This is a genomic window from Janthinobacterium sp. TB1-E2 (assembly GCF_036885605.1).
Classification (GTDB): domain Bacteria; phylum Pseudomonadota; class Gammaproteobacteria; order Burkholderiales; family Burkholderiaceae_D; genus Janthinobacterium; species Janthinobacterium aestuarii.
On record NZ_CP142523.1, the window covers coordinates 2300086 to 2315023 of the forward strand.

At 61.3% G+C, this 14938-nt stretch carries 11 protein-coding genes; all 11 read left to right on the forward strand.

Annotation, left to right across the window (positions count from 1 at the left end):
* The first annotated feature begins 192 nt into the window (after nt 1–192).
* The 11 genes from xsc to OPV09_RS10475 all read left to right on the forward strand — a co-directional run bounded on the left by xsc (nt 193) and on the right by OPV09_RS10475 (nt 14890).
* Nucleotides 193–1998 carry a sulfoacetaldehyde acetyltransferase gene (gene xsc, locus OPV09_RS10425; RefSeq protein WP_425324051.1) on the forward strand — a complete coding sequence of 602 codons (1806 nt, stop codon included), beginning with the start codon at nt 193–195 and terminating at the stop codon, nt 1996–1998.
* 287 nt (nt 1999–2285) lie between these two features.
* Nucleotides 2286–2702 (forward strand): nuclear transport factor 2 family protein, encoded by a 417-nt coding sequence (locus OPV09_RS10430; RefSeq protein WP_070305089.1) that lies wholly within the window; start codon nt 2286–2288, stop codon nt 2700–2702.
* A 25-nt stretch (nt 2703–2727) separates the two neighbouring features.
* Complete coding sequence (locus OPV09_RS10435) at nt 2728–4167, forward strand: NAD(P)/FAD-dependent oxidoreductase (RefSeq protein ID WP_128139933.1); 1440 nt, start codon at nt 2728–2730, stop codon at nt 4165–4167.
* A 114-nt stretch (nt 4168–4281) separates the two neighbouring features.
* Nucleotides 4282–5343, forward strand: coding sequence for a taurine ABC transporter substrate-binding protein (gene tauA, locus OPV09_RS10440; protein WP_338681560.1), 1062 nt, complete (start codon nt 4282–4284; stop codon nt 5341–5343).
* 84 nt (nt 5344–5427) lie between these two features.
* Nucleotides 5428–6243, forward strand: coding sequence for a taurine ABC transporter ATP-binding protein (locus OPV09_RS10445; RefSeq protein WP_035828937.1), 816 nt, complete (start codon nt 5428–5430; stop codon nt 6241–6243).
* Nucleotides 6244–6322: 79 nt separating this feature from the next.
* On the forward strand, nt 6323–7117 hold the full coding sequence (locus OPV09_RS10450) for an ABC transporter permease subunit (RefSeq protein WP_051959683.1): 795 nt from the start codon (nt 6323–6325) through the stop codon (nt 7115–7117).
* A gap of 292 nt (nt 7118–7409) precedes the next feature.
* Nucleotides 7410–8837, forward strand: coding sequence for an amino acid permease (locus OPV09_RS10455; RefSeq protein WP_338681561.1), 1428 nt, complete (start codon nt 7410–7412; stop codon nt 8835–8837).
* Nucleotides 8830–10056 carry a molybdopterin-dependent oxidoreductase gene (locus tag OPV09_RS10460; RefSeq protein WP_338681563.1) on the forward strand — a complete coding sequence of 409 codons (1227 nt, stop codon included), beginning with the start codon at nt 8830–8832 and terminating at the stop codon, nt 10054–10056. Before OPV09_RS10455 ends, OPV09_RS10460 begins: the two co-directional genes overlap by 8 nt.
* A gap of 10 nt (nt 10057–10066) precedes the next feature.
* Nucleotides 10067–10678: a c-type cytochrome gene (locus OPV09_RS10465; RefSeq protein WP_338681564.1), complete on the forward strand. Its 612-nt coding sequence runs from the start codon at nt 10067–10069 to the stop codon at nt 10676–10678.
* Nucleotides 10679–10977: 299 nt separating this feature from the next.
* Nucleotides 10978–12423 carry a glycoside hydrolase family 19 protein gene (locus tag OPV09_RS10470; protein WP_338681566.1) on the forward strand — a complete coding sequence of 482 codons (1446 nt, stop codon included), beginning with the start codon at nt 10978–10980 and terminating at the stop codon, nt 12421–12423.
* 103 nt (nt 12424–12526) lie between these two features.
* Entirely contained in the window at nt 12527–14890 is a 2364-nt protein-coding gene (locus OPV09_RS10475) for a chitinase C-terminal domain-containing protein (RefSeq protein WP_338681567.1), read from the forward strand.
* Nucleotides 14891–14938: the final 48 nt, after the last annotated feature.

Sequence of the window (14938 nt, forward strand, 5' to 3'; positions counted from 1 at the left end):
CTGTCTGAGTGTTATTTCATTTTCGAACTCAAATTGTACCGTTTCCTCGAAATTCTGTTTGACTTTTGATTGCCGAACGCTTAAATTGAATTGTATATCAAATTTCGGAACAAAATATACCGATTTTTGATAAATAAGTTGCTCACTACACTGCAGTTCATTACAACAGACCAGGAGACACCCATGAATGACATGACCGACCAAAAAGCCGCCGCAGCCGCGATACCTGTTGGCCCGCAAAAGATGACGCCTTCCGAAGCGTTCGTGGAAACCCTGGCCGCCAATGGCGTGACCGACATGTTCGGCATCATGGGCTCGGCCTTCATGGACCCGATGGATATCTTTGCTCCCGCCGGCATCCGGCTGATCCCTGTCGTGCACGAGCAGGGTGCCGGCCACATGGCCGATGGCTATGCCCGCGTCTCGGGCCGCCATGGCGTCGTCATCGGCCAGAATGGCCCCGGCATCAGCAATTGCGTCACCGCCATCGCCGCCGCCTACTGGGCGCATACCCCGGTCGTCATCATCACGCCGGAGACGGGCACCATGAGCATGGGCCTGGGCGGCTTCCAGGAAGCGAACCAGCTGCCGATGTTCGAGGAATTCACCAAGTATCAAGGCCACGTGACGAATCCGGCCCGCATGGCGGAATTCACGGGCCGCTGCTTTGACCGCGCCATGTCGGAAATGGGCCCGACGCAACTGAATATCCCGCGCGACTATTTCTATGGCGAAATCAAGGCCGAGATTCCAAAACCGAACCGCCTGGACCGTGGCGCCGGCGGCGAACAAAGCCTCAACGATGCGGCCGAACTGCTGGCGAAAGCCAAGTTCCCCGTGATCATCTCGGGCGGCGGCGTCGTCATGGGCGAGGCCATCGAGGAATGCAAGGCCCTGGCCGAGCGCCTCGGTGCACCCGTCGTCAACAGCTATCTGCACAACGATTCCTTCCCCGCCAGCCACCCGCTGTGGTGCGGTCCGCTCGGCTATCAAGGTTCGAAAGCTGCCATGAAACTGATCGCCAAGGCCGACGTCGTCGTCGCTTTGGGTTCGCGCCTGGGCCCGTTCGGCACCTTGCCGCAGCACGGCATGGATTACTGGCCAAAGAACGCGAAGATCATCCAGATCGACGCGGACAACAAGATGCTGGGCCTGGTCAAGAAAATCTCCGTCGGCATCTGCGGCGACGCCAAGGCGGCCGCAAAAGCCATCCTGGCACGCCTCGATGGCAAGTCCCTCGACTGCGACGCGACGCGCGACGAGCGCTATGCCACCGTGCAGGCGGAAAAATCGGCCTGGGAAGAAGAGCTGACGAACTGGACGCATGAAAAAGATGCGTACAGCCTGGACATGATCGAAGAGCAAAAGAAAGAGCCGGGCAATTACCTGCACCCGCGCCAGGTCTTGCGCGAGCTGGAAAAAGCCATGCCGGAAGACGTGATGGTGTCGACCGACATCGGCAACATCAATTCGGTGGCGAACAGCTATCTGCGCTTTGAAAAGCCGCGCAGCTTCTTTGCGGCGATGAGCTTTGGCAACTGCGGTTATGCGTTCCCGACCATCATCGGCGCCAAGGTGGCCGCACCGCACCGTCCGGCCGTGTCGTATGCGGGCGATGGCGCCTGGGGCATGAGCCTGATGGAAACGATGACCTGCGTGCGCCACAACATTCCCGTCACGGCCGTCGTGTTCCACAACCGCCAGTGGGGCGCGGAAAAGAAAAACCAGGTCGATTTCTACAACCGCCGCTTCGTTGCCGGTGAACTCGACAACCAGAGCTTCGCGGAAATCGCGCGGGCCATGGGCGCCGAAGGCATCACGGTCGACAAGCTGGAAGACGTGGGCCCGGCCTTGAAAAAGGCGATCGACATGCAGATGAATGAAGGCAAGACCACCATCATTGAAATCATGTGCACGCGCGAGCTGGGCGACCCGTTCCGCCGCGATGCGCTGAGTAAACCAGTGCGGCATCTGGATAAATATAAAGATTACGTCTGATTTGCTGCTGGAGTGTTGGATTACGCCCTGGCGGGCTAATCCAACCTACGCACAGCGGATGGCGTGTGTGTAGGTCGGATTAGCCGGGCGCAAGCCCGGCGTAATCCGACACAGCGCTGTGACGAAATTCTCACACATTGTCACGGAAGTATCATAATTTCACTAAAGAATACAAGGCGTCCCGTTTTTTGGATTATTTGATTTGACAAGCCCATGCTTAAGGCTTAAATTCAATAAAAGACAAAAAACGGAACGTAGCGTATCAAAAACGATTTACGGAGACCACCATGAACCACCCTGTACCGCACACCGACGCCGTCACCATCGACTTTTTGCAAGCGTTCGGCGATGCCTGGAACCGCCACGATATCGATGCCCTGATGGCCGCCATGGCCGACGATTGCGAATTCCACGCCGTGGCCGGACCTGATTTGCTGGGCAAGAGTTTTGTCGGCCGCGACGCCGTGCGCGCCGGATTCGAGCTGGCCTGGCAAACCTTCCCCGACGCCGCCTGGCTGAATCCAGAACACTTCGTCAGCGGCGAGCGCGGTGTGACGGAGTCGACGTTTGCCGGCACCAAGGCCGATGGCACGCGCATCGAAGCGCGCATGGTCGACATCTTCACTTTCCGCGACGGCAAGATCGCCGTGAAGAATGCCTTCCGCAAGGATCGCCCACCGGTCGCTACCGGCAACAAAGCCTGAGCCAGCACGTTCACCGGGAATGATCATGAACAAACCTGTCGACACCCCATCTGACGTATTGGGCAACAGCACCGCCGCCCGCACGTCCTACGATCCCGCCTACGACCCGCTGGTGGCCCAGCGCCCCGGCCACGGCAATGCCTACGCGCCCACCTACTGGATCGGCACGGCCGGCGAGCCGCCTGCCGACGACGGCCCCATCACGCATGACATCGACGTCGACGTGGCCATCATCGGCTCGGGTTTTACTGGCCTCTCCTGCGCCATCTTTTTGGCCCAGGAACACGGCATCAAGGCGACCGTGCTGGAAGCGAACCGGGTCAGCTGGGGCTGCAGCACGCGCAACGGCGGCCAGGCGCAATGCACGACGGGCCGCCTGAAGCGCTCGCAGTGGATAGACCGCTATGGCATGGACACGGCCTTGAAACTGCACGCGGAAGTGTGCGACGCGATGCAAACGTTCAAGAAGATCACGGCCGACATCGATTGCGAGCCGCAACCAGGCGGTCACCTGTACATCGCCCACAAGGCGAAAGCCATGCCCGCGCTGGAAAAAGAAGCCAAGATCATGCGCGAGATATTCAAGTACGACGCGCGCATCCTCGACGCCGACACCGTCAAGCGCGAATTCGTCGACGACAAGGAAGCGGCCGGCGCGCTGCACGAGCCTGAAGGCATCGGCATCCACGCGGGCAAGCTGGCCTTCGGCTACCTGCGCAAGGCCCGTGCGCTGGGCGCCAAGGTACACCCGTCCAGCCCCGTGATGGGCTGGGAAACGCGCAACGGCGTGCATTATCTGCAAACGCCGGGCGGCGTGGTGCGTGCCCGTTCCGTGGCCGTGGCCACGGGCGGCTACACCTCGCCCCATCTGCATCCGCAAGTGAAGAACCGCCTGCTGCCGATTCTGTCGAACTCGCTCGTCACGCGTCCGTTGACCCCAGCGGAAATCGAGGCGTGCAACTTCCGCACCCACCAGGTGATCACCGATACGCGCATTCTGCGCCACTACTACCGCTTGATGCCGGACAACCGCGTGCAGATCGGCAGCCGCAGCGCCATCACGGGCGCCGACGCGCCGGACGACAAGTACAAACAGTTTTTGATCAACGATTTGCACCGCAAGTTCCCCGCGCTGACCGGCATCGCCATCGATTATTCGTGGTGGGGCTGGGTCGACGTCAGCCACGACATGATGCCGCGCATCGTGCAACCGGACCCGAAGCAATCGATTTTCTATTCGCTCGGTTACGGCGGCAACGGCGTCATGTACTCGGCGCAGGCGGGCCGGCGCATGGCCGAGCGCATCGCGGGCAAGGCCAGCGACACGGGCTTGCCGATCTTCAATTCGAAATTGCCGTACCCGAACATGATGGAACTGGTCGAGTCGCAAGCCTTCGCCCCGTTCCGCCGCCTGGGCCAGCGCTTCCTGTACCGCTGGTATCACCTGAAGGATGAAGTTTTCTAAAAGCAGCACTGCAGTTCAAGTCGTCGCATGAGCTGGCATAGACCGGCCAGCGGCGCCATCCGCAAGGATGTTATTGCCCGAACGTTCACACATAACAATAACTTGGAGTGAGACATGAACACAAATACGAGCAAAACCCCGAGCAAAACAGGTTTTTCAACGATGCGCCGCGCCGTCCTCGGCACCCTGGTGCTGGGTGCCGCCCTGGCTTCCAGCGGTACCGCCTTCGCGCAAAGCAAGGAAGTGACGATAGCCTACCAGGAAATCAACGGTCCCTTCCTCGTCGCGATCGCCAGCGGCGAAGTGGAAAAAACCACCGGCTATAAAATCAACTGGCGCAAGTTCGACTCGGGCGCCAAGGTGGCCACCGGCATGGCGTCCGGCGACGTGCAGATCGGCGTCATCGGTTCCAGTCCCTTGACGGCGGCCGTCAGCCGCGGCGTCGACCTGCAGCTGTTCTGGATCATCGACGACATCAATGAAGCGGAAGCGATGGTGGCCCGCAATGGCGCCGGCATCACCAAGCCCACGGACTTGCGCGGCAAGAAGATCGCCGTGCCATTCGTGTCCACCACGCACTTCCACACCATGTTCGCGCTGGAAACGTGGGGCATCAAGCCCACGGAAGTGAAACTGCTCAACATGCAGCCGAACCAGATCGCCGCTGCCTGGGAACGCGGCGACATCGACGCCGCCTTCGTGTGGGACCCAGCCTTGAGCAAGCTCAAGCAAAACGGCAAGGTGCTCGTCACGTCCGGCGAATTGAGCAAGAAGGGCAAGGCCACGTTTGACGGCATGGCCGTCGAGCGCGCCTGGGGCGAAGCGAACGCCGACTTCATGGCCAAGTTCGTCAAGGTGATGGCCGCTGCCGACGCCGACTACCGCGCCAATCCGAAGGCGTGGACCATCGATTCCCCGCAAGTGAAAGCCAACGTCAAGCATTCGGGCGCGGCCGCCAAGGACGTGGCCGCTTCCGTGGCCTTGTACGCCTACCCATCGCTGCAAGAGCAGGCTTCGCCGGCCTGGCTCGGCGGCGGGGCCAAGGGCGGCGTGGCGCAAGCCTTGCTGGCCACGGCGCAATTCCTCAAGGGCGAAGGCAAGATCGACACCCTGGCAACAGATTACGCCAAGTATGTGACACCCAGGTATGCACAGGCCGCCGGCCTGCTGAAGTAAACGTTGTGCGATGGCGCGCCTGCGGGCGCGCTGACTGAACAGAGTGCGTTGAACTGAAGTGACTACACCTATGCGGGGCACATGATGGAAAATCTCTACGTCAAGGATGTCAGCGTGATTTATCCGGGCAAGACGGCCGGTGAACGCGTACATGCCTTAAATAATATCAATCTCACCATCAATAGCGGCGACTTCGTCGTCGCGCTCGGTGCCTCGGGCTGCGGCAAGACCACCTTGCTCAGCCTGATGGCGGGCTTTATCGCCCCATCCAAGGGCGAAATCATGTTGGGCAGCAACAAGGTGGAAGGGCCGGGTGCCGACCGTGGCGTCGTGTTCCAGAAACATGCCTTGCTGCCATGGCTGAACGTGATGGAAAACGTGGAATTCGGCTTGAAGCTGCAAGGCGTGGCTAAAGCCGTGCGGCGCGAACAGGCGGCAAAAAACCTCGCGCTGGTGGGCTTGAAGGACTTTCACGACAATATGATTTATCAATTGTCGGGCGGCATGCAGCAAAGGGTGGGCATCGCCCGCGCCCTGACCAGCAATCCCGCCATGCTGCTGATGGATGAACCGATGGCCGCGCTCGACGCGCTGACGCGCGAAACCATCCAGGAATTGCTGCTCGATATCTGGGCCAAGTCCAGCACCATGTTCTTCTTCATTACCCACAGCGTCGACGAGGCGCTGTTCCTGGCGAACCGGCTGATCGTCATGTCGCCCCGTCCGGGCCGCATCACGCACACGTATGAACTCGATTTCAACAAGCGCTTCCTCGAATGCCGCGATGCGCGCGCCGTGAAATCGAGCCCGGACTTCATCAAGATGCGCGAAACGGTGCTCAACATCATTTATGGTGACGAGCGCGCCGTCAATAAAGAGCTGGAGGTGTCCCATGCATAGCCCATCCGCCGTGGGATTTCCTCCCACTACCGCCAAGCGCGCTGGCTTCTTTGGCCGCCTGTTCGCTCCCCGCTGCGCCATGCCAGGCGAAGCGTTCGGGGCGCCGGGGCAGGGCAATTCCAGCCGCATCGCCACCGTCACCGTCATCGCTGTATTGCTGTTGTGGTTTGGCGTGACGGCCAGCGGCATGGTCAAGCCGCTGTTCCTGCCGTCGCCGCAAGCCGTCTATGAAAAATTCATCATGGCGGCCACCACCGGTTTCGGCGGCGCCACCCTGTGGGAACACACTGTCGCCAGTCTGGTGCGTGTGTTCGGCGCGTTTGGCCTGGCCTGCCTGTTCGCCATTCCCATCGGCGTGATGATGGGCGTCAACCGCGTGGCACGCGGCATTTTCGATCCCTTGATCGAGTTCTACCGTCCGCTGCCGCCGCTCGCTTACTTGCCACTGGTCATCATCTGGTTCGGCATCGGCGAGTTTTCGAAGGTCTACCTGATCTTCCTGGCCATCTTCGCGCCGATGGCCATCGCGGCCCGCGCTGGCGTCAGCTCCGTGTCGCTGGAGCAAATCCACGCGGCGTACTCGATGGGCGCCACGCGTTTCCAGGTCATCGTGCACGTGATCCTGCGTGCCGCGATTCCGGAAATCCTCACCGGCATGCGTATCGGCATCGGCGTGGGCTGGACCACCCTGGTGGCCGGCGAAATGGTGGCGGCCACGCGCGGCCTCGGCTACATGGTGCTCAGCGCTTCCGAGTTCCTGGCCAGCGATGTGGTGATCATGGGCATTATCGTGATTGGCTTCTTCGCTTTCCTGTTTGATTTGATGATGCGTTACCTCGAACGTACCCTCGTGCCATGGAAGGGCAAGGTGTAAGACGTTCCTGGGAGTGGCGCGCACGCCACAAGTGTTGCCGCCGCTCCCATTTTTTTTAACCAGTAATAACCCAGCAATACCCCGTACTTACTCTCCAGCGCGCTTGCCTCTTGGCGACCGCGCCGGGCCGCTGCATTTCCAGATTGACTTATGGCATGCAGCCAACCAGACTGATTTGATGATGTATCGATGCTGCTTGACGGTGTTGCCTAAATAAAACAAAGCCGCGCGGCAGAAACATGCCGCAGCAGGCCAGGGCGCACCGAGCTTCAGATATTACTAGGAGACACACATGATTAGCGACAACCACAACAACACCGGCTTGCAGCACTCGCTGAAGCAACGCCACATGAGCATGATCGCCATTGGCGGCGTGATCGGCGCCGGCCTCTTTGTCGGCAGCGGCGTCATCGCCAAGGCCGCCGGCCCGGCCGCCATCCTGTCCTTCCTGCTCACGGGCGGCCTCGTCGTCCTGATCATGCGCATGCTGGGCGAGCTGGCTTCGTCCTTGCCCGTGGTCGGCTCCTTTTACGAATATGCGCGCCTGGCCTTCGACGACAAGCCGAAGGTCTCGAAATTCCTCGGCTTCATGAGCGGCTGGATGTACTGGTATTTCTGGGTCGTCGTCGTGGCCCTGGAAGCCATCGCCGGCGCCAAGCTCGTCAACTTCTGGCTGCCCGACGTGCCGTCATGGTCGATAAGCCTGGTGCTGCTCGTCTCGATGACCATCCTTAACCTGTTCTCCGTGAAAGCGTTCGGCGAATTCGAATTCTGGTTCGCCTCGATCAAGGTGGTTGCCATCATCGTCTTCCTGTTCGTCGGTGCCCTGTTCATCACGGGTAGCTTGCCCAACAGCATCCCGACCCTGGGTTTCTTGACCAGCAACGGCGGCTTCATGCCCCACGGCTGGGGACCGGTGCTCAGTGGCGCCGTCGCCGCCACGGCCTTTTATTCGGGCGCCGAGATCGTCACCATCGCCGCCGCCGAAACGTCGGACCCGGCCAAGGCCATCGCCCGTGCCACCAATTCCGTCATCACACGCGTGCTGATGTTCTATGTCGGTTCCATGTTTGTCGTCGTCTGCATCGTGCCATGGGATTCGCCAGCCATCGCCACGCCCTTCGTCAGCGCCCTGACCGTCATGAATATCCCGTACGCGGCCCACATCATGAACGCCATCATTTTGACGGCCGTGCTGTCGGCCCTCAATTCCAGCCTGTACGCCTCGTCGCGCATGATCTTTGCGCTGACGCGCCGTGGCGATGCCCCGACGGGCCTGGTCAAGCTGAGCAAGAACGGCGTGCCGATCCGCGCCATTTTGTTCAGCACCTTGTTCGCCTATTTCGCCATTGCCGTATCGTATGTGTCGGCCGACCTCGTGTTCCCCTTCATCGTCAATTCCTACGGCATCCTGATCCTGTTCGTCTACCTGCTCATTGCGATATCTCAATTGCGTTTGCGCCGCCGCCTCGAGCGCGAATGCCCGGAACGCATCAAGGTGCGCATGTGGCTGTTCCCCTACCTGACGTATTTCACCATCTTCGCCATGCTGGTGATCCTCGGCGCCATGAGCGTGTCGTCCGATACGGAGCAGCGCGTGTCGTTCTGGTTCGGCCTGTTGAGCGTGGTCATCATGAGCGTCATGTACTACATCAAGAAGCTCGTCAACGACGACCGCAACGGCGACAACGAAGCCAAAGTGGAGCTCAAACATGTCTGACACGACCTTGTTGCCCGCAGGCCGGCGCCGCTTCCTGCGCACGACGGCTGCCCTGGGCGCCGCCGCCGTGGCGGGGCCATCCTTGGCGGAGTCCGCCTCAGTGACTTTGCCGTTTGAAAATGGCGAGCGCGAACTGGTGGCTTTCCCGCAAAAGCGCCCGCTGATCCTGCTGACCAGCCGTCCGCCCCAGCTGGAAACGCCGTTCAGCGTCTTCAGCGAAGGTGCGATCACGCCCAACGATGCGTTCTTCGTGCGCTACCACTGGAGCGGCTTGCCCGCCAGCATAGACGGCGGCAGCTACCGCCTTCGCATCGGCGGCCTCGTGAAGACGCCTTTGGAACTGTCGCTGGCCGAACTGAAGCAGCTGGCCGATCCGGTCGACGTGGTGGCTGTCACGCAATGTTCGGGCAACAGCCGCGGTTTCTTTTCCCCGCGCGCCAACGGCGGGCAGCTGGGCAATGGCGCCATGGGCAATGCCCGCTGGACGGGTATCCCACTGAAAACCGTGCTGGAAAAGGCCGGTATCGCGGCCAGCGCCGTGCAGGTCGCCTTCAATGGCCTGGAAACGCCGCCCGTGGGCGACGGCCCCGATTTTCAAAAAGCCTTGTCCGTCGAGCACATCATGGCCGGTGACGTGATGCTGGCCTGGGCCATGAATGGTGAGGACATTCCTTTCCTCAACGGCTACCCGCTGCGCCTGATCGTGCCGGGGTTCTATGGCACCTACTGGGTCAAGCACCTGAGCGACATCACGGTGCTCGACAAACCGTTCGACGGCTTCTGGATGAGCACGGGCTACCGCATCCCCGACAATGGCTCCGGCTTCATCGAGCCAGGCGCGCCCGTGGGCAAGACGACGCCGATCAGCCGCCTCAACGTGCGCTCCTTCATCACCAGCGTGCACGATGGCGCGCAAGTGAAAGCGGGGCGCGACCTGGCCCTGCGCGGCATCGCCTTTGACGGCGGCCAGGGCATCAGCGAAGTGACTGTCTCGTCTGACGGTGGCCAGACGTGGCAGGAAGCGAAGCTGGGCAAGGACCTGGGACGTTTTTCGTTCCGCGAGTGGACGATGGTCATCAAGGCGCCGCGCAAGGGCAAGCACGTGTTGATGGTGCGCGCCGTCAACCGCATCGGCCAGAGCCAGCCCATGAAAGCCCTGTGGAATCCCATGGGTTATATGCGCAACGTGGTGGAAACCACGCGCATCCAGGCAGTCTGAGGAGAACCATATGAAGATCTTGTTTGCCGCGCTGGCACTGTCGGCGGCGGGCGGCGCGTGCGCGCTGGAAATCCATTTACCGCCGGAAACGGCGACCTACAAAGCCAGCGAATTGCCCGGCTACCAGCTGGTGCAGCGCAATTGCATGACGTGCCACGCGGCCCAGTATGCATCGAGCCAGCCGCCCGCTTCGCCGCGCGCCTACTGGGAAGCGACCGTCAAGAAGATGAAAAAGCCGTTTGGCGCCCAGTTTGACGACGCGGACGTGCCGGCCATGGTCGATTACCTGGTGAAAACCTATGGCGTGGAGCGGGGCGCCGCCTTACCTGCGGCCGTCGCCAAACCCGTGGCAGCCGCTGTCCCGGCCGCCAGCGGCAAGGATGTGAAAACCTTGCTGGCGGCGAACGGCTGCATGGCTTGCCATGCGCTTGACCAGAAAGTGGTCGGCCCCGGCTTTGCGGAAGTGGCGGCCAGGTACAAGGGCAAGGATGGAGTCGCCGCCGTGGCGGCCAACATCCGCAGTGGCGGCACCGGCAAATGGGGCCCCGTGCCGATGCCGCCGTTCAGCCAGCTGAGCGAAGCGGATGCGGCGGCCTTGGCGAGGTACGTGCTGAACCGATAAGTTCGTCCCGGACGCGCGGCAACCCGTAATACCACTTGCCGCCACCCATACCGCGCGGTATTGCCCGCTGCCATTGCGCAGCGGGCTTTTTTTTACCTGTCCCATTCGCCGCCGCATCGCTTGCCAATGCAGCGGTCACATGCACTGGTACTGTAAAAAACACCGTTATATAAAACCACTTGACTACCAATTTAGGGCGTCGCATTCTCTGTGCAGAAAGCCGATGCTTCGCTGTGCTTTCTTTACGTACAACATAAAAAGCTACTTCGATAGTTTTCGTATAACGTTCAGGAGACATTGTGAAGACACGGCAAATTAGCCGGCTGGCCTCGCCTTTGATGGCAGGCCTGCTGGGCAGCGCGCTGCTCGCATGCGGCGGCAATTCCACCACCGAACCCCCATCGACCCTCTTGGCCGCCACGGCCGCCAGCGACAGTTGCGTGGCCTGGAGCGCCGCTGCCGTCTACACGGCCGGCCAGTGCGCCGTCTATGACGGCAAGGTGTACCGCGCCAAATGGTGGGTGCAGGGCACGGCGCCAAACAACGACCAGTGGGGGCCGTGGAGCCTCGATAGCAGCACGCCCACCCCGACGCCGACCCCGACTCCTACGCCTACTCCAACACCCACGCCAACGCCGACACCAACGCCAGGCGTGCCTACCAAGACCCAGGCCGAGGCGAACGAGGCGGCGCTGACGAACAACGATTTCTTCCGCAAGGTCAAGGCGTCGATCCGCACCCTGGGCAATACGGCCGTCGAGGCCGTGCAGCCGGGACTGGCCAGCAACCCGCTCAACGTCAAGCGGGTCGAGCGCCTGCTGCCGGCGGCGAAGTGGGATTACTATTTTGCCGCGCGCGATGCCAGCTATACATATCAGCGCTTCCTGCAAGCCGTGGCCAAGTTTCCCGCCGTGTGCGACGACTACAGCGACGGGCGCAATGCGGACGCCATCTGCCGCCACAGCCTGAGCACCATGTTCGCCCACTTCGTGCAGGAAACGGGCGACCATAACGCCAGCAGCCCGCTGCCGCAATGGCGCCAGGGCTTGAAGTATTTGCGCGAACTGGGCTGCGACGAGACGGGCGCCGGCTGCGGCTACAACGTCGAGTGCGCCGACCCCGTCTTCAACAAGGTGTGGACCTGCGGCAAGAATGCCGACGGCAGCTTCAAGAAATATTTCGGCCGCGGCGCCAAGCAGCTGTCGTACAACTACAACTACGGTCCCTTCTCGCAAGCCATGCATGACGGCGACCAGTCCGTGCTGCTGAAGAATCCGGACCTGGTGGCCTCGACGTGGCTGAACCTGGCGTCGGCCACGTTCTTCTTTGTCTATCCGCAACCGCCGAAACCATCGATGCTGCACGTGCTTGACGGCACGTGGGTGCCGAACGCGGCCGATACGACGGCTGGCGCCGGCAATAACTTCGCCACCACCATCATGATCATCAACGCCGAATGCGGGCAGGGCACGGAAAAACAGGCCGCGCAAAACCGCATCGATTACTACAAGCAGTTTGCCGCCGACATGGGCTGGGATTATTCCGGCGAACAATTGTCTTGCGCCAACATGCAGCGCTTCACCCCGGCCAGTTCCGCTTCCTACAACATCTATTGGGAAAAGAACTGGAGCGCCGGTGGCGAGAACCAATGCCAGCTGGTCAGCTATCAAACCCCGTACAGCGCCTTGCTGGCGGGGAACTACGTGAAATGCGTGGAAGCCAACTGGAATGTGAAGTTGCAGTAGCAGTAAAGGCAGGACCAGCCAGCCAGGGATAACAGTTGACAAGAGCCCCTCGAGGGGCCTGCAACAGCTCTCGATGTAAAACCATAACGGAGACCAATACAACATGAAATCGAATGCATTATTGATGGCCCTGCTCAGCGGCGTACTCGTCGCTTGCGGAGGCGGCGGCCAGGACGGTACGACCGCCACCCCGAACACCTTGCTCGCCGCCGTCGAGGCGTGCGCCGTCTGGGATGCCGCCACCGTCTACACGGGCGGCCAGTGCGTGCTTTACCAGGATGTCACCTACAAGGCCAAATGGTGGACGCAGGGCAATGTCCCCAGCGCCGCCGACCAGTGGGGCCCGTGGGCTGTGACGGATACGCCGACGCCAACCCCGACTCCAACGCCGACTCCGACCCCAACCCCAACCCCAACGCCAACCCCGACCCCGACCCCGACCCCGACCCCGACACCGACACCGACACCGACACCGACACCGACACCCACTCCCACGGCTTGCCGTCCGGACGGCCTGATTTCGGCCGTGCCGAATGTGCCGTATTGCAAGGTGTACGACGCGAATGGCCGCGAAGTGCTGAGCAATGGCTTGAACCGGCGCATCGTCGGCTACTTTGCCAGCTGGCGCACGGGCGTCGATGGCAGCCCGACTTACCTCGTGAATAACCTGCCGTGGGACAAGATCACCCACCTGAACTATGCGTTCGCATCCGTCGATCCGGCCACGTCAAAAATCGCCATCGGCAGCGGCGCCGCCAATCCCGATACGGGCCTCACGTGGCCAAACGTGCCGGCCGCTGCCATGGACCCGTCATTGCCGTACAAGGGTCACTTCAACTTGCTGTCGCAATACAAGAAGAAGTATCCGGGCGTCAAATTGATGATTTCCGTGGGTGGCTGGGCCGGCAGCGGCGGCTTCTACACGGCCACGACGAACGCGGACGGCAGCATCAACACGGCCGGCATCAATACCCTGGCCGATTCCATGGTGGCCTTCGTGCGCCAGTACAACTTCTTCGATGGCGTCGACGTCGATTACGAACACCCGACCACCAACAATGAAGCGGGTAATCCGAACGACTTCGCCGTCTCGAAGCCGCGCCTGGCCGGCTTGATGACGAGCTACAACCTGCTGCTGAAAGTGCTGCGCCAGAAGCTCGACGAAGCGGCCGTGCAGGACAATAAATACTATCTGCTCACCATCGCCGGTTCCGCTTCGGGCTGGGTCTTGCGTGGCGAGGAAAACATGTCGGGATTAAAATATCTCGATTACGCCAGCCTGATGAGCTACGACTTGCACGGCGCATGGAACCAGTATGTGGGACCGAACGCGGCGCTGTTTGACGACGGCAACGATGGCGAACTGCGTGCCGGCAATGCCTATCAGTTCCAGAACATCGGCTATCTGAACACTGACTGGGCTTACCGCTACTACCGGGGCGCCATGCAGGCGGGACGCATCAATATCGGCGTGCCGTTCTACACGCGGGGCTGGAAGGATGTGACTGGCGGCACCAACGGCCTGTGGGGCACGACGCCGCTGATCAGCTCCACGGTCACGTGCGCCGGCACCAAGACCTGCGGCACGGGCGCAACGGGCATCGACAACGTGTGGTTTGATCTCGATTCCCAGGGCAAACCCACGCCGGGCGGCGGCAATCCGATCTGGCATGCGCTGAACTTGCAGAACGGTATCGTGCCGAGCTACCTGGACGCCTATAAAGTCACGGACAAGGCGCTGGTGGGCACCTATGTGCCGCATTACAGCAGCACCATGGTGGCGCCGTGGCTGTGGAATGCGACCAAGAAAGTGTTCATTTCCACGGAAACCACGCAGTCGATCGCGGCCAAGGCCCAGTACATCGTCAACAACAATATCGGCGGCGTGATGATCTGGGAAATGGCGGGCGACTATGCCTGGGATGCCACGCGCAATGGCGGCAAGGGCGAGTACTTCATGGGCACCACCCTGACGGACGTGCTGTACCAGGCTTTCCGCACGGCTGGCGCGTATGGCAACAAGCGCGCCGAAATCGCCATGCCGGGCACGGCGGCGAACGTCAGCATCACCCTCGGCGGCTGGAAGCTGGGCGACAGCAACTTCCCCATCAACCCTGTGATGACGGTGAAGAACAACACGGCCACGACCCTGCCGGGCGGCACCGTGGTGGAGTTCGACTATCCCGTGTCGGCGCCATCGGACATGAGCGACCAGTCCGGCTTCGGCTTGACGGTCATCAATGCCGGCTACACGGGGCCGAACAATATCGGCGGCTTCACGAAGAACTACAACCGGGCCCGCTTCGCGATTCCCGCCTGGCAATCGCTGGCGCCGGGCGGCTCCGTGGCGCTGACCTTGAACTACCGCCTGCCGATCTCGGGACCGGCCAACTACACGGTTACCGTGGGCGGCACCAAGTACGCGCTGACGCAGGAGTACCCGGAATTGCCGGTGGCCTTGCCGTAAGTTGAATCCGGTAGTGTAAACAGAGAAGGGCGGAACCGAGGTTCCGCC

What these genes read in the sequence shown, in the direction of transcription:
- xsc (WP_425324051.1), top strand. Translation starts at nt 193, where the DNA reads ATGACCGACCAAAAAGCCGCCGCAGCCGCGATACCTGTTGGCCCGCAA.
- OPV09_RS10430 (WP_070305089.1), top strand. Translation starts at nt 2,286, where the DNA reads ATGAACCACCCTGTACCGCACACCGACGCCGTCACCATCGACTTTTTG.
- OPV09_RS10435 (WP_128139933.1), top strand. Translation starts at nt 2,728, where the DNA reads ATGAACAAACCTGTCGACACCCCATCTGACGTATTGGGCAACAGCACC.
- tauA (WP_338681560.1), top strand. Translation starts at nt 4,282, where the DNA reads ATGAACACAAATACGAGCAAAACCCCGAGCAAAACAGGTTTTTCAACG.
- OPV09_RS10445 (WP_035828937.1), top strand. Translation starts at nt 5,428, where the DNA reads ATGGAAAATCTCTACGTCAAGGATGTCAGCGTGATTTATCCGGGCAAG.
- OPV09_RS10450 (WP_051959683.1), top strand. Translation starts at nt 6,323, where the DNA reads ATGCCAGGCGAAGCGTTCGGGGCGCCGGGGCAGGGCAATTCCAGCCGC.
- OPV09_RS10455 (WP_338681561.1), top strand. Translation starts at nt 7,410, where the DNA reads ATGATTAGCGACAACCACAACAACACCGGCTTGCAGCACTCGCTGAAG.
- OPV09_RS10460 (WP_338681563.1), top strand. Translation starts at nt 8,830, where the DNA reads ATGTCTGACACGACCTTGTTGCCCGCAGGCCGGCGCCGCTTCCTGCGC.
- OPV09_RS10465 (WP_338681564.1), top strand. Translation starts at nt 10,067, where the DNA reads ATGAAGATCTTGTTTGCCGCGCTGGCACTGTCGGCGGCGGGCGGCGCG.
- OPV09_RS10475 (WP_338681567.1), top strand. Translation starts at nt 12,527, where the DNA reads ATGAAATCGAATGCATTATTGATGGCCCTGCTCAGCGGCGTACTCGTC.